The sequence below is a fragment of the Planctomyces sp. SH-PL62 genome (genome assembly GCF_001610895.1).
Taxonomy (GTDB): Bacteria; Planctomycetota; Planctomycetia; order Isosphaerales; family Isosphaeraceae; genus Paludisphaera.
Window position 1 is genome coordinate 3,183,706 of sequence record NZ_CP011273.1, and the last position, 23,883, is coordinate 3,207,588.

Sequence of the window (23,883 nt, forward strand, 5' to 3'; positions counted from 1 at the left end):
CGACGAGAAGCGTGAGGAGAACTACGCGGCCGCCGAGGACCGGATGAAGGCCCGCGTCGCCGACGCCGAGCTTCGCATCGGCCAGTCGGTCGCCGAGGCCGACGCGATCTACCCCAACCGCCTCGCCGAGATCAAGCGGAAGCGCGACGAGGACCTCAAGAAGGCCGACTCCCACTACCCGCCCCGGATCCAGGCCCACAAGGAGAAATACGAGGCCGAGGCCGCCGCGCTCCAGGAGCGCATCCGCAAGGAGAAGGAGGCGACCAAGGCCGCCTACGACGCCGCCTGGGCCGAGCTGGTCCAGACCTGGACCGAGGGCCTCGCCCGCGTCGGCGCCGTCGCCGACGAGGTCAACGCCGAGGCCTCCCGCCGCTTCCTCGCCTGGGACGGCGCCTCCGAGGTCGACGGCTGGGAGCCCCCCGACGAGGTCCCCCCCGCCTTGCCCTTCGGCCGCTTCAAGTTCGAGCTGGCCGACTTCCCCCACGGCCGCCCCACCGACGACCGGCTCAAGGCCGCCGGGCCGACCGAGTTCGACCTCCCCGCCCTCGTCCCGTTCCCGCACCAGAGCTCCGTCCTGATCAAGACCGGCGAATCCGGCCGGGCCGAGGCCAACCGGCTCCTCCAGAGCCTCATGCTCCGGTTCCTCACCTCGATCCCCCCCGGCAAGGTCCGGTTCACCATCTTCGACCCCGTCGGCCTGGGCGAGAACTTCGCCGCCTTCATGCACCTGGCCGACTACCAGGAACTCCTCGTCACCAGCCGCATCTGGACCGAGGCCCGCGACTTCGACCAGCGCCTGGAGGACCTCTCCGCCCACATGGAGAACGTCATCCAGAAGTACCTGCGCAACGAGTTCGAGAGCATCGAGGCCTACAACCAGCACGCCGGCGAGGTCGCCGAGCCGTTCCGGATCCTGGTCGTCGCCAACTTCCCCAGCAACTTCAACGAGACCGCCGCGCGGCGGCTCCAGAGCATCGTCGCCAGCGGCGCCCGCTGCGGCGTCTACGCCCTGATCTCCGTCGACCCCAAGCTCCCCATGCCCGCCGGGCTCCAGCTCAAGGACCTGGAGGCCAGCTGCATCAACCTGAGCTGGCGCGACGGCAAGATGGGCTGGCGCGACGACAACTTCGGCCGCTTCCCGCTCCAGCTCGACTCGCTCCCCGAGCCGTCCTACTACAGCAAGCTCATGCACCACATGGGCGAGGCGTCCAAGAACGCCAACAAGGTCGAGGTCCCGTTCGACTTCATCGCCCCGCCCGCGGAGAAGTACTGGAGCTGGGACAGCGGCAAGATCATGGAAGTCCCCCTCGGCCGCGCCGGGGCCACCAAGCTCCAGCCCCTCCTCCTGGGCCGGGGGACCTCGCAGCACGCCCTCGTCGCCGGCAAGACGGGCTCGGGCAAGTCCACCTTGCTCCACGCCCTGATCGTCAACGCGGCCCTTCGCTACAGCCCGGACCAGCTCGAGCTGTACCTGATCGACTTCAAGAAGGGGGTCGAGTTCAAGGTCTACGCCGAGATGGAACTCCCCCACGCCAAGGTCATCGCCGTCGAGTCCGAGCGCGAGTTCGGCCTGAGCGTGCTCCAGCGGCTCGACGCCGAGCTGAAGTACCGCGGCGACCTCTACCGCGACTTCGGCGCCCAGGACCTGAAGGGCTTCCGCGAAGCCAAGCCCGACATGGTCATGCCCCGCATCCTGTTCGTCGTCGACGAGTTCCAGGAGTTCTTCGTCGAGGACGACAAGGTCGCCCAGGAGGTGTCGCTGCTGCTCGACCGCCTGGTCCGCCAGGGTCGAGCCTTCGGCGTCCACGTCATCCTCGGCTCGCAGACCCTCGGCGGCGCCTACTCGGTCGGCCGGGCGACCCTGGGCCAGATGGCCATCCGCATCGCCCTGCAATGCTCCGAGGCCGACGCCCACCTGATCCTCAGCGAGGACAACAGCGCCGCCAGGCTGCTGACCCGCCCCGGCGAGGCGATCTACAACGACGCCAACGGCATGCCCGAGGGCAACAACCTGTTCCAGGTCGTCTGGCTCTCCGACAAGCGCCGGATCGAGTACCTCCAGGACATGCTCGACCTGGCCAAGGCCCAGCACCGGCCCCCGGCCACGCCCATCGTCTTCGAAGGCAACCTGCCGGCCGACACCCGCAAGAACGCCCTGCTCAACCCCCTCCTCGACGCGACCGAATGGCCGGACGAGGCCCCGCGGTACGAGCAGGCCTGGCTCGGCGACGCCATCGCGATCAAGGACCCGACCGTCGCCGTCTTCCGCCCGCAGTCCGGCGCCAACCTCCTGATCATCGGCCAGGGGGGCGAATCCGCCCTGGCGATGATGCTCATGGCCGGCGTCGCCATCGCCGCCCAGCACCCCCCCAAGCGGCGCACCGGCGTGAAGTTCTACATGGTGGACGGCTCCCCCGTCGACTCGTGGCTGGCGGGCAAGCTCGGCCAGTTCAAGGACTGGGTCCCCCACAACGTCACCAACGTCACCCAGCGCAACCTGGCCTCGTCCATCAACGAGATCGCCCGCGAGCTGGACCGACGCCGCGACAACCCGGCCGCCGAGGAGCAGGCGCCGATCTACCTGTTCATCTACGACCTCCAGCGGCTCCGCGAGCTTCGCAAGGCGGACGACGACTTCGGCTTCTCCTCCTCCGGCTTCGGCGAGGAGAAGGCCCCGTCCCCCGGCAAGCAATTCGGCGACATCCTCCGCGAAGGCCCGAGCTTCGGCGTCCACACCATCGTCTGGATCGACAGCGTCAACAACATGAACCGGATGTTCGACCGCAACACCCTCCGCGAATTCGAACTCCGCGTCCTCTTCCAGATGAGCGCCAACGACTCCAGCACCGTCATCGACTCGCCCGCCGCCGGCAAGCTCGGCGAGAACCGGGCCCTCTTCTACAGCGAAGAGGAGAACCGCGTCGAGAAGTTCCGCCCCTACAGCCTCCCCGACCCCGAGTGGATCGCCGAGGTCCAGGCCAAATTCGCCGCCCGCCCCGCCCCCTTCGAGCCCGAGGCCCCGCCCGAGCCCGAACCGACCGACGAGCCGGCCGACGAGCCCACGCCCCCCGCCCCCAAGGAGAACGGCTTCAGCAGCCGCCGCTACGACGACGACGCCCCTCCGCCGTTCCCCAAGTTCGACGAGATCGAGGTGCCGCCGTTCCCCAAGTTCGACGACCCCGGCGACACGCCCTCGCCCGACGACCACTGATCGCGCCCCCATCGTCCAGCCGGAATCCGAGCCCGGGCCATAACGCCCTTCCCCCCTCGCGGGGGAAGGTGGCCCGAAGGGCCGAATGAGGGGGTGACGAGCACCAAGGCCGTCGGCGTTTCAGGCGCCCGGACTGCGAATTCCGACGGCTCTCGCGCTGGTCTTTCCCCTCATCTAACCCCTTCGGGATCTGTCTTCCCCCGCGAGGGGTGAAGACCGTTGCTGAGCCCGAACGCCGGCTCTTCGGGCTCGTTCCCATCTCCGACGCCGCAACCGCGCATCCGCGTGCATTGTCAGGGTAGGGGGCGGTGCGCCCCGACCCTGCGACGCCCTCGACCAGGCGACGGCGCGAGGCTCCCCCGGAGAAGCTCGACGCGATGCGAAGAAACTCGCCGAACGAACCCAATTCTTGGGGCCGTCGTCCAGTCGTAAATGAATGGGGGAAAGAGGTTTGCGTTGATTGGCTTCGGTCGCCGAGCCGGGCGAAGGAAGCCAATTTCCGGGCCGCTCCGGCGACGGCCGGGACTTCGGGGAAGCGAAACGAGGGACGACGATCGTCCCCGTCGGCTTTCCCCGAGCCGCCCCGATCCGGCCGGCTCGACGACGGCCCGCCGGACTCTCGGAGTTCCGAAAAAGGGATCGAAACCGCCGAACGAACCCAATCTCCGGGGCCCAAAATCGAACGCAAACGATTAACGCTAATCAGGTTGCGGTCGATGGCTTCGTTTCTGGAGGGGCGTGAGCGAACCCAAACGCCGGGCCGTCGCGAAGCCGGGCGTGACGGCCCGGCGGGGGGCCGGTTGTGCTGGGGCGAGCTGAGGCGGCCGAGTCATGAATCGAGACCCGTTCCTCCACCTCCTCCTCTCCCGGCGTTGGTGGACGTACTCGCCCCGGACGGCCACCTGGATCGAGCACGCGACCCACGGATTCAACCTGTTCGAGGGGGCGGCCTGGACCGTCTTCGCGGGCCTGGTCCTGGCTCGATTCATCCGGCATCGGCGATCCTGGATCGAGGTCCCCTACGCCCTGGCATTCTTCACGTTCGGGCTGACCGATTTCCGAGAGGCCTACGCGCTCGACTCCTGGCTGATCGTCCTGAAGGCGATCAACCTCGTCGCGCTGTTCGGCCTGCGAGGTTACGTCATCCGGCGGTGCTATCCGGAGAGCCGCCTGTTCTGAGCGCCGCCGCCTTATGCGTCACGATCGCTCGCCCCGGGCCGGCGCCGCCGGTGAGGAAGAGGACGGTGGGGGAGTCGCCGTGGTGGCGGAGCAGGGGGCGGAGGGTTTCGGGCTTGAGGTCGGTCGTCCGGTGCTTCACGGAGACGGGGCCGAGGCGCTCGGCGTCGATCAGCTTTCGCAGCCGCTTCAGGTCCAGGGGGTGGACGCTCTGGATCTCGAACGCTTCGAGCCAGGGGGTGGCGAGGAAGTCCTCGGAGGTCAGGTAGGGGAGGTCGGCGGCGAGGCGGCCCAGGCCGTGGGCGCGGGCGAAGGAATCCAGGAGGCCGGATCGCGAGAGGGCGGGGTCGGGGTCGTAGAGCCATCGGCCGATCGGGGCGACGATCGGGTATTCGCTCCAGGGCTGGTCGCCCAGGCGATCGGTCCAGGTGGTTCCTTCGGGCAGCTTCGTCGCGCGGCGGCGGCACGAGGCGGCCGCGCCGAACCACACGGTGGCCTCCTTGGCCTCGCCCCCCAGGCTGATGATCTCCACCTCGCAATCGAACTCCTCGGCGAACCGGGCGAAGTCGCTCGCCGGGCCGAGCTTGATCGCACCGCCGGGGGCGCGGGTCATCAGGGCGTGGAGGAACTCCGGGCCGGGGGCGTAGCCTTCGGCGTCGACGGCCCGGCCCCGCTTGGAGGCCCTCCGATCGGGGTCGATGTGGACCCAGGCGCCCGGCGGGATCGGCAAGGTCTCGGCCGAGGCGCGGCAGGGCTGGACGCGGTCGCCCCGGTCGTAGACGTCGGCGTTCCAGGCGACCCGGCGGCACATCCCCAGGTCGAGGTCGACGGCCAGCACCCGCGAGCGTCCCGCCAGCGCGACGGCGTCGCCGCCGATGCCGGAGCAGAGGTCGACGACCGCGTCGGCCTCGAACCGGCGGGCCTTGTGGACCGCGACCGCCTCGGCCGTCGCCTGCTCCAGGCCCACGGGGTCGAGCCACATCCGGTCGCCCCGCGAGAACTTGGGCGTCGCCTTGCGACGGGCCTCGGCCAGCCGGAGCGCCGCCGCGACCGACTCCTGGTCGTGGGCCTTGCGCCAGCGGGCCAGGTCGGACGGGCCGGGGGACTTGACGGCCTGGGCCTGGGCGATCAGGGCGAGCCCGGCGTCGCTGGAGAGCACCGCGAACTCGGCGTCGGAGGCGTCCGGGGAACGGACGCGGCGATCCTGGGTCGAGCGTACGGCGTCGTTTGCGTAGAATGTCATGGTGATATCTTGGGAATCCCGGTCGCCGGATCGTCGCCACTCGGAGCTGATCGTTGAGCCTTCCGCCATTGTACCCGCCGGTCCCGCCGATCGCCCGCGAACCGCTCCAGATCGGCGGCGTCGCGATCCCCTCGCGGTTCTTCCTCGCCCCGCTGGCCGGGTACACGAGCCTGGCCTTCCGGCTGGCCGTGCGCGAGCAGGGGGGCCTCGGCCTGGCGACGACCGACCTGGTCAACGCCCGCTCGCTGATCGAGAAGCGTCGACGCGCCCTGGAGCTGGCCGAGACCAGCGAGGCCGACAAGCCGCTCTCGATCCAGATCTACGGCCAGGTCGCCGCCGAGATGGAGCAGGCCGCGCGGTACGTCGCGACCCACGGGGCGACGATCGTCGATATCAACATGGGCTGTCCGGTCCGCAAGGTCGTGCGGATCGGCGGCGGCTCGGCCCTGATGGGCCAGACGGAACTGGCCGTGGAGCTGGTCTCGGCCGTGGTGAACGCCGCCGGCGTCCCGGTGACGGTCAAGATGCGGCTGGGGTGGGACGAGGAGTCTCTGTCGGCCCCCGGCCTGGCGCGGGCCTTCGAGCAGATCGGCGTGGCGGCGGTGATCGTCCACGGCCGGACGCGGGCCCAGGGCTTCTCGGGGAGCGTGAATCGGCAGGGGATCAAGGCGGTGGTCGACGCCGTGGATTCGATGCCGATCGTGGCCAACGGCGACGTCCGCTCGATCGCCGACGCCGCCTCGATGATCGCCGACACCGGCTGCGCCGCCGTCTCGATCGGCCGCGGCGCCCTGGCGAACCCGTTCTTCTTCCGCCAGCTCGACTGCTGGGTCCGCACCGGCGAGCCCGGCCCCGACCCGACGTTCGAGGAGCGGCTCGACTTCATGAGCGTCCACTTCCACGGCCTGCTGGAGCGTCGCGGCGAGCACTACGCCTGCTTGCAGTTCCGCAAGATCCTCAAGTGGTACTACCACTTCACCCGGATGCCCAAGAAGTTCTACCTGGAGCTGATCAACCTCCGCTCCTCGGCGGTCTTCGACCAGGCCGTCGAAGCCATCCGGTCCGAAGGCCCCAGCGCCCCGCTCCCCGGCCATTTCGAGGCCCACGTCCCGGTCCCCTCCGGGCCGATCGAGTCGTGGTAGCATGCCGCGGGGAAGCCCCTGCGCGCTTGAATCCGGGCTCCGGGCGCTCGTAAGATAAGAGGTGCGACCTTTCGAAAGGACCGCCCGCCGGGATGCGGGCGCCGCCTCCCTCTCTCCTCGTTCTCGTGCCGACGACATCGGAAAGGACGTGCGCATGGCCACCGCGACCGAGCCCCGCCGCAGCAAGCCCGCCGCCTCATACCAGACCAGGCTCCTGATCGACGGCCAGTTCCGCGACGGCGTGGAGGGCAAGACCTTCGCCACGATCAACCCGGCGACCGAGCAGGAGATCGCGCAGGTCGCCGAGGGGACCGCCGCCGACATCGACCTGGCGGTCAAAGCCGCGCGGAAGGCGTTCGACTCCGGGCCCTGGGCCAAGATGGACGCCCGCGACCGCGGCCGGCTGCTGTACAAGCTCGCCGACCTGATCGAGGCCAACATCGACGACCTCGCCGCGCTGGAGACGCTGGACAACGGCAAGCCGCTGAAGGAGGCCCGCCACGGCGACCTGCCGCTGGTGGTCGACGTCTTCCGGTACTACGCCGGCTGGGCCGACAAGCTCGCGGGCGACACGATCCCCGTCCGCGGCCCCTATTTCTGCTACAGCACGCGCGAGCCGGTGGGGGTGGTCGGCCAGATCATCCCCTGGAACTTCCCGATGCTGATGGTCTCCTGGAAGTGGGCCCCCGCGCTGGCGGCGGGCTGCACGGTGGTCCTCAAGCCGGCCGAGCAGACGCCGCTGACCGCCCTCCGCATGGGCGAGCTGGCGATGGAGGCCGGGTTCCCGGCCGGCGTGATCAACATCGTCAACGGCTTCGGTCCGTCCACCGGCGCGCCGCTCGTCGCCCACAAGGGGGTCGATAAGATCGCGTTCACCGGCTCGACCGAGGTCGGCAAGATCATCATGAGGGACGCGGCCCAGACCCTGAAGCGGGTGACGCTGGAACTCGGCGGCAAGAGCCCGAACATCGTCTTCGACGACGCCGACCTCGACGCGGCGGTCGACGGCGCCATGCTCGGCCTCTTCCTCAACCAGGGCCAGTGCTGCTGCGCCGGCAGCCGGTTGCTGGTGCAGGACACGGTCTACGACCAGGTGGTCGAGAAGCTCGCCGCCGCCGCCAAGGCCCGCAAGGTCGGCGACCCGTTCGCGGCCGACACCGACCAGGGCCCGCAGATCGACGAGACCCAGTTCAACAAGATCCTCGGCTACATCAGCAAGGGCAAGGCGGAGGGCGCCCAGTGCGTCGCCGGCGGCTCCCGCGCCGGGGACAAGGGCTACTTCATCGAGCCGACCGTCTTCGCCGACGTCCAGGACCACATGGCCATCGCCACCGACGAGATCTTCGGCCCGGTCATGCAGGTGCTGAAGTTCAAGGACGTCGAGGAGGTGGTCTCGCGGGCGAACACGACCGACTACGGCCTCGCCGCCGGAATCTGGACCCGCGACATCGCCAAGGCCCACTCCCTGGCCGCCCGCCTCCGGGCCGGCACCGTCTGGGTCAACTGCTACGACGTCTTCGACGCCGCCGCCCCCTTCGGCGGCTTCAAGTCCAGCGGCATCGGCCGCGAGCTGGGCGAGAAGGCCCTCGACAACTACACCGAGCACAAGACGGTGACGGTGTCGTTGAAGTGAGGCGGATCGACCAACTGGAACTGCGTGGGGCGGGCTCTGCTTCGACTTGGCCCACCCCGCGTTTGCATCCTCGCGTGGTCGAAAAGATCCTGGAAGAGGTCACGGCCTCTGCCGAAGAATTGGTTGGCCGGTATGACCAGTAAGCTCGACTTCTCAGCGCTTCCTGATGACTCAGCCTTCGAAAGGCGGTCGATTCTCATTGGCCCAACAGACGCGTTGAAGAAACGCCTCCGATCAATGCCGCAGACGTTAGAGCGTGTGGAGAGTGCCATCATGTTCGCAGCTCAGGCGTCGAAGCAGTCTGAACCTTGGCGAGCGGCCGCATTCCTCCGGGCAGCACTTGCCGATTTCTGTTCAGTTGAGGAGATGCAGGAGCTTGATCGCGGCAAAGGGCCACGCTTCGCCGTCGCATCTTCCCTAAATCCACTCCTGCATATACTCAAGCTTATGCGGCATTTGAACATTCACGTGAAATCGCTCGCAATAAGACCGCACAAGATCAGCATCGTCTTTGACGGTATCGAAGACGATATGGATGTCTATGTAGTCTCGAATCTTGAGGCTCAAGATCTCGCTTCCTTGAAGAGTGGCCGATACTACGACCACTTTGATCTTGAACGCTGCGTGGATTGGTTCAACTTTCGTCAGACGGAGTGGGGTGCCGGAGACTTAATCTGCTTGGGTACGACAATTCTTGCTGAAGAAATCTGCACGCAGTTTAGGCTGTAGTCGTCCCGATGACGGCTAACCCTTCCTTCAAGCGGACCTGCCCGCCGAGAACGTCCACACGCTGCGAACCAAGTCGGAGCGCAGACGCCCCTCATCCTCGGTCGTGGTGGTAAGTCTGGTAGGCTGGGTCGAGACCCAGCACACGGAAGCCGTCGACGTGGGTCTCGGAATAGGAGAGGACGACGGATCCCGCCTTGGGCCGGGTCTTCAGGGGCGGCCCTAGCCGCGAGAGGACTTCGGCCCGTCTCATTCCGAGTCGGATCGATTCAAAACCCGTCTCTGTATACCCGGGCGCGTAGACCGTGCTATCGGATAGGAACTTGTAGGCGGCGCTCAGGAATCGCGGCGAAGCCGCGACGACGGCCACCGCCGCGACAAGCAGCATCATCCGGGCGATAGAGATCGACCGCTTCCCGGAGGCCTTCATGGGCGCTCGTTCGTCGGAGGGCGGGGGGCGGACCGCGGAGACCGCCGCGCGGGGTGGCGGCCTCCGCATGGGACTTACCTTAAGACCCCAGCCAGCTCGGCAGCTCGCCCTGGGCGGGGAGCTTGATGAGGCGGACGCTGAGGATGTCCGGGTGCTTGGCGACGGCGTCCAGGTCGTCCTGGGTGGGGATGCCGTCGAGGTTGACGACGCCGATGGCCTCGCCGCCGGGCTTCTCGCGGCCGACGTTCATCTGGGCGATGTTCACGCCCCGGTCGCCCAGGGTGGTGCCCAGGAAGCCGATCAGGCCGGGGCGGTCGTTGTGGGTGAAGGTCAGCAGCGGGCCGTCGAGGTGGGCGTCGAGCTGGAACGAGCCCAGCCGGACCAGCCGGAGGAACTCCTTGCCGAACAGGGTGCCGGCCGCGACGTAGGTCTTGCGGTCGGTGGTCACCTCGGCCTGGATCAGCGTGCCGAAGTCGCTGGGGGCGTCGACCGACTTCTCCTCGATGATCAGCCCGCGCTCGCGGGCGAAGGGGAGGGCGTTGACCAGGTTGACCGACTGGGCGAGCGAGGCCTCCATCAGGCCGGCGGCGAAGCAGGCGGTCAGGAGCTTGGTGTTCTTGTTGGCGGCGTCGCCGCGGTAGGTCAGCACGGCCTTGGTGATGGCGCCCCGGTCCATCTGGGCGTGGAGCAGGCCCAGCCGCCAGGCCAGGTCCAGGTGCCCGCGCAGGTCCTGCATCTCGGCCCGGTCGAGGGTCGGCGTGTTGACCGAGAACCGGACCTGGCCGCGGATCAGGTAGTCGCACAGCAGCCGGGCGGCCTCGACGGCCACGTTCACCTGGGCTTCCTCGGTGGAGGCGCCGAGGTGGGGGGTGACGACCGTCTTGGGGTGGGCGACGATCGGGTCGTCGGCCGGCGGCGGCTCGGTCTCGAAGACGTCCACCGCCGCGCCGGCCACCTTGCCCGAGTTCAGGGCTTCGAGCAGCGCGGCGTCGTCGATCAGGCCGCCCCGGGCGCAGTTGATGATGCGGACGGAGGGCTTCATGGAGGCGATCGCCGCGGCCGAGACGACGTGGCGGGTCTCGGGGGTCAGCGGCGTGTGCAGGGTGATGTAGTCGCACTGGGGCCAGAGGTCGTCGAGCTTGGGGACGAGCTCGACGCCGTGCTCCTGGGCCTTCTCGGCGGAGAGGAGCGGGTCATACCCCAGGACCTTCATCTCGAAGCCGAGGGCGCGCTGGGCGACGGCCAGGCCGACGCGGCCGAGGCCGACGACGCCCAGGGTCTTGCCCTCGAGCTGGACGCCGGTGAGGCTGTTGCGGTCCCACTTGCCGGCCTTCAGGCTGGCGTCGGCCTTGGTGGTGTTGCGCGACAGGGCGAGCATCAGGGCCATGGTCTGCTCGGCGGTGGAGATGGTGTTCCCCCCCGGCGTGTTCATCACGACGACGCCCTGGCGGGTGGCGGCCGGGACGTCGATGTTGTCGACGCCGACGCCGGCCCGGACGATCGCCTTGAGCCGGGTCTGGCCCTCCAGCACCTCGGCGGTGAGCTGGGTCCCGGAACGGATCGCGATGCCGTCGGCGTCCTTGAGGGCTTCCTTGAGCGCCTTGGGGTCCTTGGCCAGCTTGGAGTCGACGACGACCTCGACGTCCTTCTCGGCGCGGAGCAGCGCCAGGCCTTCTTCGGAGAGCTTGTCGGTCACGAGCACGCGGTAAGCCACGCTGATCACTCCGGGGATGTCGAACGAACGCCCAGGTCGGGAGGGGAAAGCCGGCGGGGCGGGGCCTCCGGCGGGCGTCCGAAGCGCCCCGCCGAGGGCCCCGCCCCCGTCGACGTCATTGATTGTGGATGGGACGCCCCGCTCGGGGGCGTCGGGTCGGGTCAGGCCAGGGCGGTCGCGCCCTTGCCGATCAGCACCTGCTGGGCGGCGGTGACGGCCTTGCCGGGCTCGACCTCGAAGCCGAGTTCGGCGAGCGTCATCTCCAGGGCCGCGAGGGCGGCCACCACGTCGAGCTCGTCGGTGTAGCCCATGTGGCCGATCCGGACGATCTTGCCCTTGAGCTTGGCCTGGCCGCCGACCGTGGTCACGCCGAACCGCTCGGCCATCTTGTTGCGGATCTGCGAGTCCTTCAGCCCCTCGGGGACGCGGAAGGCGGTCAGGCCCTCGGCGGGACGGGCGCTGAACAGCTCCAGGCCGAGCGCCTGGACGCCCGCCTGGCAGGCCTCGCTCATGACCTTGTGGCGGCTCCAGACGTTCTCGATCCCTTCGGCCCGGATCCGCTTCAGCGCCGTCCTGAGGGCCAGGATGAGCGTGTGGGCCGGGGTGTAGGGGGTGTCGAACTCCTTGGCCTTGGAGCGGGCGGCCTTGAGGTTGAAGTAGAAGCTGTGCGAGTCGAAGGCGTCGACCTTGGCCCAGGCCTTGGCGCTGAGGGAGATGAACGCCAGGCCGGGGGGGAGCATGAGGGCCTTCTGCGAGCCGGCGCAGAGGACGTCGATCCCCCACTCGTCGGTGCGGCACTCCATCGCGCCGACGCCCGAGATGCCGTCGACGATGTAGACCGCCTGCGAATCGGCGACGATCTTGCCGATGGCCTCGACCGGGTGGCCGGTGCCGGTGGAGGTCTCCGAGAGGGTCCCCAGCACGGCCACGGCGTCGGGGTGCTGCTTGAGGGCCTGGGCCACCTGGTCGGGGTCGACGGGCTTGCCCCACTCGGTGTCGATCATCACGGCTTCGACGCCGAACGCCTTGCAGATCGAGCCCCATCGGGCGGCGAAGTGGCCGGCGTTGAGCACCAGGGCCTTGCCGCCGGGGGGGATGACGTTGACGACCGCCGCTTCCATCGCGCCGGTGCCGGACGACGTCAGGATCATCACGTCGTTCTTGGTCTGGAAGACCTCCTTGAGGCCCTCCGCGACCTCGACGATGACCTGCTTGGCCTCGTCGGAGCGGTGGTGGATGACCGGCCTGGCCAGTTCGAGCAGCACGTCCTCGGGGACCATCGCGGGGCCCGGGGTCATCAATCGCGGCTTGCGCATCGACTCAGTGTCCTTACGGTTGCGACCGGGTGGGGAGGCCGTCGGGGCTCCCGGTTCGTCGAGAACTCTATTCTAGTGCCGCGAACCGTCCCCTGTAAGGGGACTTCCCGGCGGCGTCGACCGGACTCAGCGCGTCGGGGGGGCGTCGCGCCCCGATAGACGGCGTCGGCGTCGAAGACGGGCGTCCCTTCCGCCTCCAGGCGGCCGTCCTCGGCGAGCCGGCGGAAGAAGCAGCTTCGATAGCCTTCGTGGCAGGCGCCCCCGACCTGGCGGACCTTCAGGAGCAGGACGTCGGCGTCGCAGTCGACGTGGATCGACTCGACGTGCTGGACGTGGCCCGAGGACTCCCCCTTGAGCCACTGCCGCCGCCGGGAGCGCGAATAGTAGTGGGCCAGGCCGGTCTCCAGGGTCTTGCGGAGCGCGGCCTCGTCCATCCAGGCCATCATGAGGACCTCGTTGGTCCCGGAATCCTGGGCGATCGCCGCGACCAGGCCGTCGGCGTTCCAGGCGATCTCTCGCGGGAGGGCGGTTTCGGGGCGGTCGCTGGCGCTCGGGGCGGGGGGCATCAGTCTCTTCCCATCGTTTCCAGGAGTCGCCTGGCGCGCCGGTCGACCCCGAGGAGCCCGAAGGCGGGGGCGAGCCGGACGGCCTCGTACAAGAAGGGCCGGGCGACGGCGGCGAAGCCGGCGTCCAGCAGGGTCTCCCCGGCGTCGAGGGCGAGTCGGGGGGACTCGGCCGAGTCGTCGAGGAGCCGGCGATAGGCGTCGGCGGCCTCCTCGGGCCGGCCGGTCCGGGCGAAGATCTCGGCCCGCCAGACGTCGAACCCGCGCACCTGGGCGGGGTCGGCGAGGGGGCGGATCCGCTCGATCCAGTCGAGGGCGGCCTCGGGGCGGTCCCGCTGCATCTCGCGACGGACGAGGCTCGAGGCCAGGTCCTCGGCGTCGACGCGGGCGAGGCCGTCGGGGCGGCGGCGGAGCAGCTCCTCGGCCAGGGGGGCCGTCAGGGCGTCGTCGCGCAGGCCCTTCGCCGAGAGGAAGGCGTCGATGAGCTGATGGTCGTCCAGGTCCTCGGGGACCAGGGCCTTCAGCTCCCACGGGCTGGCGCAGCTCAGGTCGGCGGACTCAGTCGAGGCCGGGTCGTCCAGGTCCAGGCCCAGGCGGCGGCGGAGCCGGTCGAACGGGTAGCCCTGGTAGAGCGCCGCCGAGCCGGGCCGGGCGCCGAGCTGCTCGCGGAGCCGGACGACGGCGGCGAGCTTGGCCCGCGCCTGGTCGTCCCCGGCGTGGGCGTCGTGCGCCGCGGCGAGCGGCGAGAGGCCGTCGAGGCCCTGCCGGGACTGGTGGAGCCAGCGATCCTCGTAGTAGTTCTCGACGACCTCGCGGGTCCAGCGGTCGGCGTCGGCCCGGTCGCGGCCTTCGGGGAGCCGGACCGTCCAGAGGGCCGCGTCGAGGAACGGCAGCGGGAGGGGCGCGGCGGCCCGTTCCACGGCCTCCCCCGGGTCGCCGATCATGAGCCGGAGCCGCTCCTCGGCCTGCTCCAGGCCGTCGACGCGGGGGCTGGAGAGCCGGATCGTCTCCGGCGAGACGTAGATGGTGGCGAGCACATGGGGGAGGTCGGCCGCCGCCACGCCGTCCCCCTGGCCGGGGGCGGGGAACGGGCGGTCGAGCCACTCCAGGACCTCGACGTCCGGGACTGCGTCGTCCGGGCGGCTGGGGTCGCGGGGGGTGGGGATGCGGCGGATCTCGGGGAAGAGGGCCAGGAGGTCGTCGACCTCGGCCTCGCCCCGGGGGAAGTTGCAGGCGTACCGGAGGTCGTCGGCGAGGACCTCGGCGCCTCCCCCCTGGCGGAGGACCTCGGCCAGGGTCCAGGCCTCGACGGCCCCCTCGCCGGCGTGCGAGGCCTCCAGCGCCGTCACCCGGTCCAGGCACTCGACGGCCTCGACGTCGCGGCCCCGCCAGGCCAGGCAGAGGGCGCGGTTGAACCAGGCCTCGACGTCGTCGGGGGCGTCCTGGATCAGGCGGTCGAAGACGGCCGCGGCGGCGTCCAGCTCGTCGGCGCCGCCGTCCCTCATCCGAAGGTCCCAGCGCGCCCGCTGGTCGGGCGTGCGGGGCTGGCGGAAGCGGTAGGTCTTGCGCGCGGCCAGGGGGAGTTCCTGGGCGCTTTCCAGGGTCGCCAGGGCCTTCCGCGCGGCCTCCGAACCGGGCTCCAGCCGCAGGGCCCGCTGCCAGGCGCCCCAGGCCGCGAGCGGACGCTGGGACATCAGATGGTTCCAGCCCTCATGGACGAGGGCCAGGGCCGTTTCGCTGTCGTTCCGGGTCGAGGAGGTCATCCGCGGGGTCCTGAACTGGGGGGCGGTTCCGGTCGAGGCGCCGCGCCGTCGGGGGCGTTCGTTCGTTCCCAGGGAGAGGCGAGAGGACGCGGGTCGTCCGGATCAACGGCCGGGGAAAATGATCCGCGGCTTCTCCGCCGGGTCGGTCGACGGCGCCGTGCCGCTCCCGGGGGTCCAGATCCCGCCGCCGCCGCCCGCACCGCCGCCGCCCGACTGGGAGCCGGGGGTCCAGAGCCCGCCCCCCGCCGCCCCGCCGCCGGCCGCCTGCACGCGGGGGCCGTAGCGCATCAGCAGGCTGTAGAGCATGGACGGGTCGGCGACGTACTTCGACGGGTCCTCGGGGGAGGGGGCGACCTGGATCAGGCCCAGTTCGATCATGTGCGAGAGCACCTTCTGCATCCCCGCGGCGTCCCCCTCGTAGCGGCCCATCACGGCGGCCACTTCGGGGACCCAGGACTCGGGCTCGTCGAACATCGTCCGGATCCGGACGTCCAGCATGTCCCACGACGGGGCCGACGCCTGCCGACGCGCCGCCGGCTCGGATTCGCGACCCTTGCGGACCCAGTCGAGGGCCTCGTCGCGGCCCCCTCGGATCGCGGCGTCGATGGCCAGCTCGGTGAAGATCTGGATCGTCGGGAACCCTTCGCGTTCCAGCAGCCGGCGTCGCGTGGCGATCTCGCGGGCGGACCGGGCGATCACGATGGGATCGCCCCAGGTGTTGGCCCGCGCATGCAGGTCGACCAGGCGTTCGTCGTCCAGGCCGTTGGGGTCGATCCGCGAGAGCCGGCCGATGTGGACGTCGTCGAGCTCCACGTCGAACGGGTCGAGCGCCGGCTCCGGCGGGACGCCCAGGCCGGCCCGCAGCGCGTCCCAGTCGATCCAGCCCGACCAGTCGCCGTGCGATTCCAGGAGCGTCAACGCGGCCCGGAGGGGGATCTCGAACCGGCCGTCGCGGCCCGCCTCTTCAGGCGTCTTGCCCCCCAGGAAGACCATGGGGGTCTTGGTCCAGCGGTTCTTCACCCGCTCCGCGCCCAGTTGCGCGACCAGCCGCTGCTGCTCCGCCAGGGGGAGCGCGGCGGGGGGCTGGCAGGCGACGTCGAGCACCAGGGATTGGCGGGAGACGGGCCCCAGGATCTTGGTGCGGGGGTGGGCCGGGGGGATGGCCTGGCCGGCGATCGCGGCGAGCCGGTCGATCAGGCCGTTGAGCCGGCCGTCGTCGAACGTCTCCAGCTTGAGGACGTCGTCCTCCACGAGGATCGTCCCGGCGACCAGCGCCAGGTCGTCCGGCCCGACGTCCGTCTTCTCATCGAGGCGGGGCCGATCCAGCAGCGAGAATTCGAGGGTCGAATCCGCTTCCGGATCCTGGTCGGGCGAGCGGCGTTCGACGCAGCTCGGGTCGTCGCGGAGCCGGCGGATCAGGTCGTCGCGGTCGCGGAGAGGCCAGGAGAGCTCGACTTCCTCGATCGGGTCGTCGCCGACCTCGACGTCGATGAGCTGGCAGAGGGCCTCGAGGTCGACGGCGTCGGTGGTCGCCGAGACCGCCCCGAGCCCGCGGCGGATCGCCGCGACGGCCCCCGCGTGGTCGGCCAGGCGGAGCCGGCAGAGGCCCTGGCTCACGTCGGCGGCGCGGCCGATCTGGGGGTCGGACGAGAGGAGCTCGAAGGCCGCCGAGGCCCGCTCCAGCAGCCCCCGGTCGGCCCAGGCCGCGGCCTCCTCGTATCGCCGCCGCGCGTCGTCGCCGGCGGTCGCGGGGCAGGGGAGCAGCTTGTACGGGTGCTTCAGCCAGGGGGAGGTCGACGCGGTTCCGCGGATCGTCGCCATCAGCTCGTCGCGCATCGCCGCGACCTGGCCCGTGCCGTCGCCCACCAGCCCCAGGAGCTCGAGCGACGCCGGGACGAAGCCGGCCCGATAGAGGGTGGCGCCGAGGGCCGTCGCCACCTCGGCGGGGAGGGCCTCGGACTCGTCGGCGGCCCGCGCCAGCATCTCCTGGAACTGGTCGACGGCGCGGCGGATCTGGCCCGTGGCCTGGAGCAGCCGGAGCTTGATGCTCTGGGCGCCGCGGTGCTCGGGATGGCTCTCGAGCAGCTTCTCGGCCCCTTCCAGGGCCTCCTCGGGGCGGCCCAGCACGGCCAGCAGGATCGCCCTGCGGAGCGCGAGCCAGGGGGTGTCGGGGAGCTTGGAGAGGCCTTCGTTCAAGACCGCAAGGGCGGCCTCGCTCTGGCCGTTCCGCTCCAGCCGCATCGCGCGGTCGACGTACGTTTCCGCCCTATGGCAGCACCACTTGAACTTCTGACCGCTGCCGCAGGGGCAAGGGGAATACGAGTCGACCGGCGGCATCGTCGTCATTTCCTTCGGGAGAGGGGACCACGCGAGCACTCTGGCCACACTAGCAAAATGGCCGCGCCGGCGTCTATGCTGATGCCGACGCCCCCGGACGCCGCGCGGCGCATCCTCGGAACGTCCTTCCCTCTCGGCCCGGAGCGGTCCCGACATGCCAACCGACGCAACCCCGAAGCGGCCGGCGACCGGCCTCGCGAAGCTCCCGAGGTCCCGCGCGGGCCGCCTCGCCGTCCTCGTCTCGACCGTGCTGATCGCGGCCCCGCTCGCGGCTCCCAGGCCGGCGCTGGCCTGGGGCCGCAACGCCCATCGGGCCGCCACCCGCCTGGCCGAGAGCCGCTTGACGCCCGAGGCCCGCGCCCTCGTGCGGGAGCTGCTGGACGACGGCGAGTCGCTCGTCGACGCTTCGACCTGGGCCGACGAGCACAGCCGGGAGATCCCCGGCAGCGGCTCCTGGCATTTCGTCAACGTGCCGATCACGGCCGACCGCTACTCGGCCGATCATTGCCGGGACGACTGCGTCGTGTCTCGGCTGGCCGAGTTCCGCGCGATCCTCGCCGATCCCACCGCGCCGAAGCCCCGGCGGCGGATGGCGCTCCGCTACGTGGTCCACCTCGTCGAGGACCTCCACCAGCCGATGCACGTCGGCGACCGCCGCGATCGCGGCGGCAACGCGGTCCAGCTCTCCTACTTCCGCGACGAGTCCACGAACCTGCACCAGGTCTGGGATTCGGGCATCCTTCGCGTCGGCTTCCGCAACGAGCGCGAGCTGGCCGACGCCCTCTTCGTCCTGGCCCGCCGGCCCGAGGCCCGGGGATGGCTCGCGGGGACGGCCGAGGACTGGGCCGACGAGAGCCTGGCGGCGGCGAAGAAGGCGTATCGCGTCCCCGGCTCCGGCGAGCCCCTGCGCACCGGCGCCCGGCTCGGTCGGGAGTATCAGGACGCGAACCTCCCGATCGCCGTCGAACGCCTGGCCCGCGCCGGGATGCGGCTCTCCGACGTCCTCAACGCCGACCTCGCGACGGCGAAGAAGGCGCCGAACGCCGTCCCCGCCCCCCATTTCCGGGAGCGGGACCGCCAGCCGAACCGGAAGGCTCCCGCTCAGTCCGCCCCGCGCTGATCGGCCTTGGGCGCGGGCGTCGTTTCGCCCTTCGCCTCGGCGTCGGCGGGCTTGCCGGCGTCGTCCTTCTTCGGCTCCTCGACCCCGTGCTCGACGGGGCGACGGCCGAAGATCTGCTCATGATTCGGGAATCCGTACTTGCGGATGATGGGGCCGCTCATGGCGTGCTTCCTCTGGTGTGTCTTCTCATCTTCCCGAATTATAACGTCCGCCGGATGAGGGGACCGTCATCGCGGACGAACCAAACCACCGGCGGTTTCCATCAAGGAGGACCAACTGAAAGAGCGACGGCCTTCGCGCTCGTCGCCCCCTCATCCGCCGCTGCGCGGCGCCTTCTCCCACGAGGGGAGAAGGCGCGCGTCGGCGGCTTCCTCGCCGGTCTTCGCGCCCGTCAGGCGCCGGCCTTGGCCTGACCTTCGGCGAAGGCCTGGTCGAAGAGGCGTCCGGGGGTGGGGAAGCTCATCCGTTCCTTGATGAAGCGGGCGGCCTCGGCGGCGCCGAACTCGCGGTCCATGCCGGGGTCTTCCCACTCGACGGAGAGGGGGCCTTCATAGCCGATCTCGTTGAGGGCGCGGGTGATGGAGTCGAAGTCCACCTGGCCGCGGCCCGGCGAGCGGAAGTCCCAGCCCCGGCGGGGGTCGCCGAAGTTGATGTGCGAGCCCAGGATGCCCGACTTGCCGTCGAGGGTCCGGGCGGCGTCCTTGACGTGGACGTGGTAGATGCGGTCCGGGAAGGCCCGGATGAACGCGACCGGGTCGACGAACTGCCAGATCAGGTGGCTGGGGTCGAAATTGAAGCCGAATTCCGGGCGGTGGTTCACGGCCTTGAGCGCCGTCTCCGCCGAGTACAGGTCGAAGGCGATCTCGGTGGGGTGGACTTCCAGGCCGAACTTCAGGCCCAGCTTCTTGAACTCGTCGAGGATCGGGTTGAAGCGGTCGGCGAAGTCCTTGAACCCGGCCTCGATCATGGCGTCGGAGACCGGCGGGAACGAATAGAGCAGGTGCCAGATCGACGAGCCGGTGAAGCCGTTGACGATCTTCACGCCGAGCTTCGCGGCGGCGCGGGCGGTGTCGATCATCTCCTGGGCGGCGCGCTCCTTCACCCCTTCGGGCTTGCCGTCGCCCCAGACGTGGGGGGGCAGGATCAGCTTGTGGCGTTCGTCGATGACGTCGCAGATCGCCTGGCCGACGAGGTGGTTGGAGATCGCCCAGGTCTTCAGCCCATACTTGGCCAGCATGTCGTGCCGGCCCTGGCAGTACTTGTCGTCGTTGAGGGCCTTCTGGACGTTGAAGTGGTCGCCCCAGCAGGGCAGTTCGATCCCCTCATACCCCCACTTGGCGGCCTTTTCGCAGATCGATTCGATCGGAAGGTCGGCCCACTGGCCGGTGAAGAGCGTCACGGGACGCGACATGATGCGATCTCCCTGCATGGGGAAGGAGGAGGAACCGAGGAGTCGGGGCACGACCCGGCGACGACGACGGGGCGCGTCGTGTAGAGCCTCGCGGAAAAGGCAAAATAGCGCCCCCCCGGCGCATTGTCAACAATTTGACGGCCCGCCCGCGCGGGAGGATAATGGGCGCTCGGCGGCGATTCCCGCTCTCCCCGACGACCCCGCGCGACCTGTCATGCCACCAACCGCCGTTCTCTTCGACTTCGACGGCGTGATCGCCGACACCGAAAACTACCACGTCGCCGCCTGGCAGCGCACGCTGATCCGCATGGGATGGGAGCTGGCCGACGAGGCTGCCGCCCCCTCCGCGGAGATGGACGACCGCGCCTTCGCGGCCGAGCTGTTCGCCGCGCGCGGGCTCGACGAGGCCGACGTCGAGGGCTGGGTCCGCAAGAAGCAGGACCTGACCGTCCAGATGATCCGTCTCCACCCCCGGATCTACCTCGGCGTCGCCGAGCTGTTCCGCGCCCTCTCCGGCCGCGCCCGGCTCGCCGTCGTCTCGACCACCTGGCGGGAGAACGTCGAGGCGTTCCTGGACGCCGCGGGGCTGGCCGACGCCGTCGAGCTGATCGTCGCCAAGGAGGACGAGGCGGCGCCCAAGCCCGCGCCCGACGCCTACCTCCTCGCCCTGGAGCGGCTGGGCGCGGCGCCCGCCGACGCGATCGCCGTCGAGCACTCCCCCGAGGGCCTGGCCGCCGCCTCGGCCGCCGGCCTCCCCCGGCTGGCCGTCGGCCACCGCCGCGAGCGCGGGGATTGGATCGGCGAGGCCCGCTTCGTCCCCTCGTTCGAGGACCTCGCCGAGGTCCTCGAACAGCTCGGATTCTCCGAACGGAAACCCTCATGACGCCTTCCAACGGACATCCCAAGGATCCTTCGAACCCGCCGAACGGCCCGCGATCCGACGGCCCCCGACCCCGCCCCGGCGGTCCCGGCCGGCGTCGACCCGGAGGTCCCGGCCCCGGCCCCAGGAAGGGGCCCAGGGGTCCGATCGGCCCCCGCCCCGGCAGCCCCCGGCAGAGCCCCATCGGCCTCCGTCGCGTCGACGAGGGGATTTACGAGCTGGTCCATCCCGCGTGCGTCGAGGAGACCGATCTCGACTACCAGGAGGGGCTGGAAATCTGGAAGGCCGGCGACCCGGACGAGGCTCGCGACGCCCTCCGCTTCGCTCTGGAAGGCTGCCCGGACAACCTGTGGGTCCACGTCGCCCTCGGCGATCTGGCGCTGAAGGAGTTCCGGGACCCGAGGCTCGCGCAGGGCCACTATGGCTACGCGTTCGAGCTCGTCCACCGCACCCTGCCGGAAGACCTGGACGGCCGGCTCCCCCGCGATCGGGCCCCCAACCGCCCGTTCTTCGACGCGCTCCAGGGCCTCATCGCCTGCCTCCAGGCCATCGGCGAGGGCCGCGAGGCCGACGCCTTGCAGAAGCTCCTGGAGAAACTTCGCTGAGGCCGGCCGCGGCGGAAATCGCATGCCGCCCGGGGGGAGTTGTGGCGACGGCCCGAGGGGCGCCCTACAATCGGGCCCGACCGTCCCGACATCCGAATTCGACCGTTGCCCTTCTATCCCCGGTGGAGGCGCACACCATGCGCGAGCGGAACCGACGTCACTTCCTCCACGACACGGCGACCCTGGCGGCGGCCTTCGCCGCCTTGCCCGCGAGCCGGGCCCTGGCCGGCGCCGAGGACGCCCCCGCACCCGGCGACGCCGCCAAACCGAGCGCCAACGAGACGATCCGCGTGGCCGTCGTCGGCGTCAAGGGCCGGGGGATGGACCACGTCGACGGCTTCAGCCGGCAGCCGAACGTCAAGGTCACGGCGATCTGCGACATCGACGAGAACGTCACCGGCGGCGCCCGGAAGCACCTGGAGAAGCTCGACCCCAAGTCGCCGCCGAAGTACTACCAGGACATCCGCAAGCTCCTGGAAGACAAGGATATCGACGTCGTCTCCATCGCCACGCCCAACCACTGGCACGCGCTGGCGGCCATCTGGGCCTGCCAGGCGGGCAAGGACGTCTACGTCGAGAAGCCCGTCAGCCATAACGTGTCGGAAGGCCGGCGGATCGTCGACGCCGCCCGCCACTACAACCGGATCGTCCAAACCGGCACCCAGTGCCGCAGCCACAAGGCCGTCCAGGACGCCGTCGCCTTCGTCCGCTCGGGCAAGCTCGGCGAGGTCTACATGGCCAAGGGGCTCTGCTACAAGCCCCGCGGCTCGATCGGCCAGAAGCCCGACGGCCCGATCCCGGCGGGGGTCGACTACGACATCTGGCTCGGCCCCGCCCCCGAGCGGCCGTTCAACCCCAACCGCTTCCACTACAACTGGCACTGGTTCTGGGACTACGGCAACGGCGACTTGGGCAACCAGGGCATCCACCAGATGGACGTCGCCCGCTGGGGCCTGGGCAAGCAGGAGTTCCCGAAGGCCGTCATGTCCTCCGGCGGGCGGTTCGGCTACAAGGACGACGGCGAGACCCCCAACACCCTCGCCACCCTCTTCGAGTTCGACGACGCCGAGCTCCAGTTCGAGGTCCGCGGCCTCGTCACCAACCCCGAGCTGGACGTGAAGATCGGCAACATCTTCTACGGCACCGAGGGGGTGCTGGCGATCAGCGGCTACAACACCTGGAGCACCTTCTTCGGCCCCAACCTGGAGCCCGGCGAAGGGGGCAAGGGAGGGGGCGACCACTACGCCAACTTCCTCCAGGCCGTCCGCGCCCGCGACCCCAAGATCCTCAACGCGGACATCGAGGAAGGCCACCTGTCGAGCGCCTACTGCCACCTGGGCAACATCGCCTACCGCCTGGGTCGCAAGCTCCATATCAACCCGGCCACCGAGTCGTTCGTCGACGACTCCGAGGCCGACGCCCTCCTCACCCGCCCCTACCGCGCCCCCTTCGTCGTCCCGGCGAAGATCGGCTGACTTGCGAACCCCGCCTCCCCCCTTCGCGGGGGGGGCGGCTCGCCCTCATCCCGACGACGGCTCGGTCGCTGCGGCGGCCGGCGTCGTCGCGGGCCTGCGGCCCCAGCGGTCGGCGAGGACGCCGCAGATCAAGAGCTGCATGGGGTGGTAGACCATGATCGGCAGGAGGATGAGGCCCAGCATGGGCGATTCGCCGAACATGATCTGGGCCATCGGGACGCCCGAGGCCAGGGTCTTCTTCGAGCCGCAGAAGACGGCGGCGATGCGGTCCTCGGCGGGGAAGCCGAGCAGGTCGCACGCCGCGCCCACCGCTCCCATGACGAGGTAGAACAGGATCAGGGCGCCGACGAACGTCCAGGCCGCGTCGACGCCGTGGCCGCCCCAGACGTTCATCGCCACGGAGTCGCAGAACGAGGTGTAGGCGAGGATCAGGATCGTGACCTTGTCGACGACGTCGATCGTCGTCTTGTTCCGCCAGGCCCATTCCGCGAGCCATCGCCGCGAGAGCTGGCCGACGACCAGGGGGAGCACGAGCCAGAGGAGCAGGTCGAGGATCACGCCGTCGAGCGGCTGGGTCCCGGCCCCCGAGCTTCCCATGTACCAGGCCATCAGGGCCGGCGTGGCCGCGACGCCGATCAGGCTGGAGAGGGTCGCGTTGAAGACCGCCGCCGGCACGTTCCCCTTCGCCGCGGCGGTCATCGCCACCGACGACGAGACGGTCGACGGCAGCGCGCAGAGGTAGAAGAATCCCAGGTGGATGCTCGGCGAGGTCACCCCCCCCGCGACCTTCAGCAAGATCAGGCCGAGGATCGGGAAGAGCCCGAACGTCGCCGCTTGCACCAGCAGGTGCAGCCGCCACTGGAACGCCCCGGCCTTCAGCGCCCCGAAGGAGAGCGCGACGCCGTGGAGGAAGAAGATCAGGGCCACGCCCGCCTTGGTGAGCAGCTCCGGGTGGAGCCAGCCCCCGCTCGCCCCCGGCCCCGGGAACGCGAACGCCAGCGCCACCGAGAGCAGCATGCCCGGCAGGAACCAATCGAACCGCTTCTTCTTCCTCATCTCGCCTCCGCCCTGGACCCCGATCGAACCGGAGATCGAGTGTAACCGGATTCCCCGATTTCTTCAGGGGCGGCGCCGCGAG

General features: G+C 70.2%; 19 protein-coding genes. 9 read left to right on the forward strand and 10 right to left on the reverse strand.

From position 1 onward, the window contains the following. Positions 1 to 43: 43 nt before the first annotated feature. Entirely contained in the window at positions 44 to 3,211 is a 3,168-nt protein-coding gene (locus VT85_RS12365) for an FtsK/SpoIIIE domain-containing protein (protein WP_068415383.1), read from the forward strand. An 831-nt stretch (positions 3,212 to 4,042) separates the two neighbouring features. Next, a complete protein-coding gene (locus tag VT85_RS12370; protein ID WP_068415387.1) occupies positions 4,043 to 4,390 on the forward strand; it encodes a hypothetical protein in 348 nt (115 codons plus the stop codon). Here the strand turns inward: VT85_RS12370 and VT85_RS12375 are convergent. Then, positions 4,353 to 5,630, reverse strand: a complete 1,278-nt coding sequence (locus VT85_RS12375) for a class I SAM-dependent methyltransferase (RefSeq protein WP_156512837.1) — start codon at positions 5,628 to 5,630, stop codon at positions 4,353 to 4,355. The two genes, VT85_RS12370 and VT85_RS12375, sit on opposite strands and share 38 nt — an antisense overlap. Positions 5,631 to 5,683: 53 nt before the next feature. On the opposite strand from VT85_RS12375, the gene VT85_RS12380 reads away from it, so the two are divergent. From VT85_RS12380 to VT85_RS27610, 3 genes are all read left to right on the forward strand, one after another. After that, positions 5,684 to 6,772 carry a tRNA dihydrouridine synthase gene (locus VT85_RS12380; protein WP_197491243.1) on the forward strand — a complete coding sequence of 363 codons (1,089 nt, stop codon included), beginning with the start codon at positions 5,684 to 5,686 and terminating at the stop codon, positions 6,770 to 6,772. Between the two features lie 154 nt (positions 6,773 to 6,926). Next, on the forward strand, positions 6,927 to 8,405 hold the full coding sequence (locus VT85_RS12385) for an aldehyde dehydrogenase family protein (RefSeq protein ID WP_068415395.1): 1,479 nt from the start codon (positions 6,927 to 6,929) through the stop codon (positions 8,403 to 8,405). Between the two features lie 132 nt (positions 8,406 to 8,537). Then, complete coding sequence (locus VT85_RS27610) at positions 8,538 to 9,134, forward strand: hypothetical protein (protein WP_156512838.1); 597 nt, start codon at positions 8,538 to 8,540, stop codon at positions 9,132 to 9,134. 91 nt (positions 9,135 to 9,225) lie between these two features. Here VT85_RS27610 and VT85_RS12390 read toward each other — a convergent pair whose 3' ends face one another. The 6 genes from VT85_RS12390 to VT85_RS12415 all read right to left on the reverse strand — a co-directional run bounded on the left by VT85_RS12390 (position 9,226) and on the right by VT85_RS12415 (position 17,254). Next, entirely contained in the window at positions 9,226 to 9,561 is a 336-nt protein-coding gene (locus tag VT85_RS12390) for a hypothetical protein (protein ID WP_068415398.1), read from the reverse strand. Between the two features lie 79 nt (positions 9,562 to 9,640). Next, the gene (gene serA / locus VT85_RS12395) at positions 9,641 to 11,275 is read right to left on the reverse strand and encodes a phosphoglycerate dehydrogenase (RefSeq protein ID WP_068421907.1); all 1,635 of its coding nucleotides are present in this window, start codon (positions 11,273 to 11,275) and stop codon (positions 9,641 to 9,643) included. A gap of 161 nt (positions 11,276 to 11,436) precedes the next feature. After that, the gene (locus tag VT85_RS12400; RefSeq protein ID WP_068415401.1) at positions 11,437 to 12,591 is read right to left on the reverse strand and encodes a pyridoxal-phosphate-dependent aminotransferase family protein; all 1,155 of its coding nucleotides are present in this window, start codon (positions 12,589 to 12,591) and stop codon (positions 11,437 to 11,439) included. Beyond that, entirely contained in the window at positions 12,573 to 13,157 is a 585-nt protein-coding gene (hisI, locus tag VT85_RS12405) for a phosphoribosyl-AMP cyclohydrolase (RefSeq protein WP_082858564.1), read from the reverse strand. The genes VT85_RS12400 and hisI overlap by 19 nt, the downstream gene beginning before the upstream one ends. Then, positions 13,157 to 14,917 carry a tetratricopeptide repeat protein gene (locus tag VT85_RS12410; RefSeq protein ID WP_068415404.1) on the reverse strand — a complete coding sequence of 587 codons (1,761 nt, stop codon included), beginning with the start codon at positions 14,915 to 14,917 and terminating at the stop codon, positions 13,157 to 13,159. Before VT85_RS12410 ends, hisI begins: the two co-directional genes overlap by 1 nt. Positions 14,918 to 15,019: 102 nt before the next feature. Continuing rightward, a complete protein-coding gene (locus VT85_RS12415) occupies positions 15,020 to 17,254 on the reverse strand; it encodes an SEC-C domain-containing protein (protein WP_156512839.1) in 2,235 nt (744 codons plus the stop codon). Positions 17,255 to 17,408: 154 nt separating this feature from the next. On the opposite strand from VT85_RS12415, the gene VT85_RS12420 reads away from it, so the two are divergent. After that, positions 17,409 to 18,374 carry a S1/P1 nuclease gene (locus VT85_RS12420; RefSeq protein ID WP_068415408.1) on the forward strand — a complete coding sequence of 322 codons (966 nt, stop codon included), beginning with the start codon at positions 17,409 to 17,411 and terminating at the stop codon, positions 18,372 to 18,374. Here VT85_RS12420 and VT85_RS12425 read toward each other — a convergent pair. Both VT85_RS12425 and VT85_RS12430 read right to left on the reverse strand, forming a co-directional pair. After that, positions 18,356 to 18,535 carry a hypothetical protein gene (locus tag VT85_RS12425; RefSeq protein WP_068415410.1) on the reverse strand — a complete coding sequence of 60 codons (180 nt, stop codon included), beginning with the start codon at positions 18,533 to 18,535 and terminating at the stop codon, positions 18,356 to 18,358. The two genes, VT85_RS12420 and VT85_RS12425, sit on opposite strands and share 19 nt — an antisense overlap. Before the next feature lie 230 nt (positions 18,536 to 18,765). Beyond that, a complete protein-coding gene (locus VT85_RS12430; RefSeq protein ID WP_068415412.1) occupies positions 18,766 to 19,785 on the reverse strand; it encodes a sugar phosphate isomerase/epimerase family protein in 1,020 nt (339 codons plus the stop codon). A gap of 214 nt (positions 19,786 to 19,999) precedes the next feature. On the opposite strand from VT85_RS12430, the gene VT85_RS12435 reads away from it, so the two are divergent. The 3 genes from VT85_RS12435 (at position 20,000) to VT85_RS12445 (ending at position 22,745) form a co-directional block, all read left to right on the forward strand. Further along, on the forward strand, positions 20,000 to 20,668 hold the full coding sequence (locus tag VT85_RS12435; RefSeq protein WP_068415419.1) for an HAD family hydrolase: 669 nt from the start codon (positions 20,000 to 20,002) through the stop codon (positions 20,666 to 20,668). Continuing rightward, positions 20,665 to 21,270, forward strand: a complete 606-nt coding sequence (locus VT85_RS12440; protein WP_156512840.1) for a tetratricopeptide repeat protein — start codon at positions 20,665 to 20,667, stop codon at positions 21,268 to 21,270. The genes VT85_RS12435 and VT85_RS12440 overlap by 4 nt, the downstream gene beginning before the upstream one ends. A 137-nt stretch (positions 21,271 to 21,407) precedes the next feature. Further along, entirely contained in the window at positions 21,408 to 22,745 is a 1,338-nt protein-coding gene (locus tag VT85_RS12445) for a Gfo/Idh/MocA family protein (protein ID WP_068415422.1), read from the forward strand. Positions 22,746 to 22,790: 45 nt separating this feature from the next. On the opposite strand, the gene VT85_RS12450 is transcribed toward VT85_RS12445, so the two are convergent. Next, positions 22,791 to 23,801, reverse strand: a complete 1,011-nt coding sequence (locus VT85_RS12450) for a bile acid:sodium symporter family protein (RefSeq protein ID WP_068415425.1) — start codon at positions 23,799 to 23,801, stop codon at positions 22,791 to 22,793. Positions 23,802 to 23,883: the final 82 nt, after the last annotated feature.

Bases quoted from the DNA above. Each gene is read 5' to 3' on its own strand.
- VT85_RS12365 (WP_068415383.1), top strand. From the start codon at position 44: ATGAAGGCCCGCGTCGCCGACGCCGAGCTTCGCATCGGCCAGTCGGTC.
- VT85_RS12450 (WP_068415425.1), bottom strand. From the start codon at position 23,801: ATGAGGAAGAAGAAGCGGTTCGATTGGTTCCTGCCGGGCATGCTGCTC.
- VT85_RS12390 (WP_068415398.1), bottom strand. From the start codon at position 9,561: ATGAAGGCCTCCGGGAAGCGGTCGATCTCTATCGCCCGGATGATGCTG.
- hisI (WP_082858564.1), bottom strand. From the start codon at position 13,157: ATGCCCCCCGCCCCGAGCGCCAGCGACCGCCCCGAAACCGCCCTCCCG.
- VT85_RS12440 (WP_156512840.1), top strand. From the start codon at position 20,665: ATGACGCCTTCCAACGGACATCCCAAGGATCCTTCGAACCCGCCGAAC.
- VT85_RS12400 (WP_068415401.1), bottom strand. From the start codon at position 12,591: ATGCGCAAGCCGCGATTGATGACCCCGGGCCCCGCGATGGTCCCCGAG.
- VT85_RS12410 (WP_068415404.1), bottom strand. From the start codon at position 14,917: ATGACCTCCTCGACCCGGAACGACAGCGAAACGGCCCTGGCCCTCGTC.
- VT85_RS27610 (WP_156512838.1), top strand. From the start codon at position 8,538: ATGACCAGTAAGCTCGACTTCTCAGCGCTTCCTGATGACTCAGCCTTC.
- VT85_RS12445 (WP_068415422.1), top strand. From the start codon at position 21,408: ATGCGCGAGCGGAACCGACGTCACTTCCTCCACGACACGGCGACCCTG.
- VT85_RS12385 (WP_068415395.1), top strand. From the start codon at position 6,927: ATGGCCACCGCGACCGAGCCCCGCCGCAGCAAGCCCGCCGCCTCATAC.
- VT85_RS12435 (WP_068415419.1), top strand. From the start codon at position 20,000: ATGCCACCAACCGCCGTTCTCTTCGACTTCGACGGCGTGATCGCCGAC.
- VT85_RS12415 (WP_156512839.1), bottom strand. From the start codon at position 17,254: ATGCCGCCGGTCGACTCGTATTCCCCTTGCCCCTGCGGCAGCGGTCAG.
- VT85_RS12420 (WP_068415408.1), top strand. From the start codon at position 17,409: ATGCCAACCGACGCAACCCCGAAGCGGCCGGCGACCGGCCTCGCGAAG.
- VT85_RS12425 (WP_068415410.1), bottom strand. From the start codon at position 18,535: ATGAGCGGCCCCATCATCCGCAAGTACGGATTCCCGAATCATGAGCAG.
- VT85_RS12375 (WP_156512837.1), bottom strand. From the start codon at position 5,630: ATGACATTCTACGCAAACGACGCCGTACGCTCGACCCAGGATCGCCGC.
- VT85_RS12370 (WP_068415387.1), top strand. From the start codon at position 4,043: ATGAATCGAGACCCGTTCCTCCACCTCCTCCTCTCCCGGCGTTGGTGG.
- VT85_RS12430 (WP_068415412.1), bottom strand. From the start codon at position 19,785: ATGTCGCGTCCCGTGACGCTCTTCACCGGCCAGTGGGCCGACCTTCCG.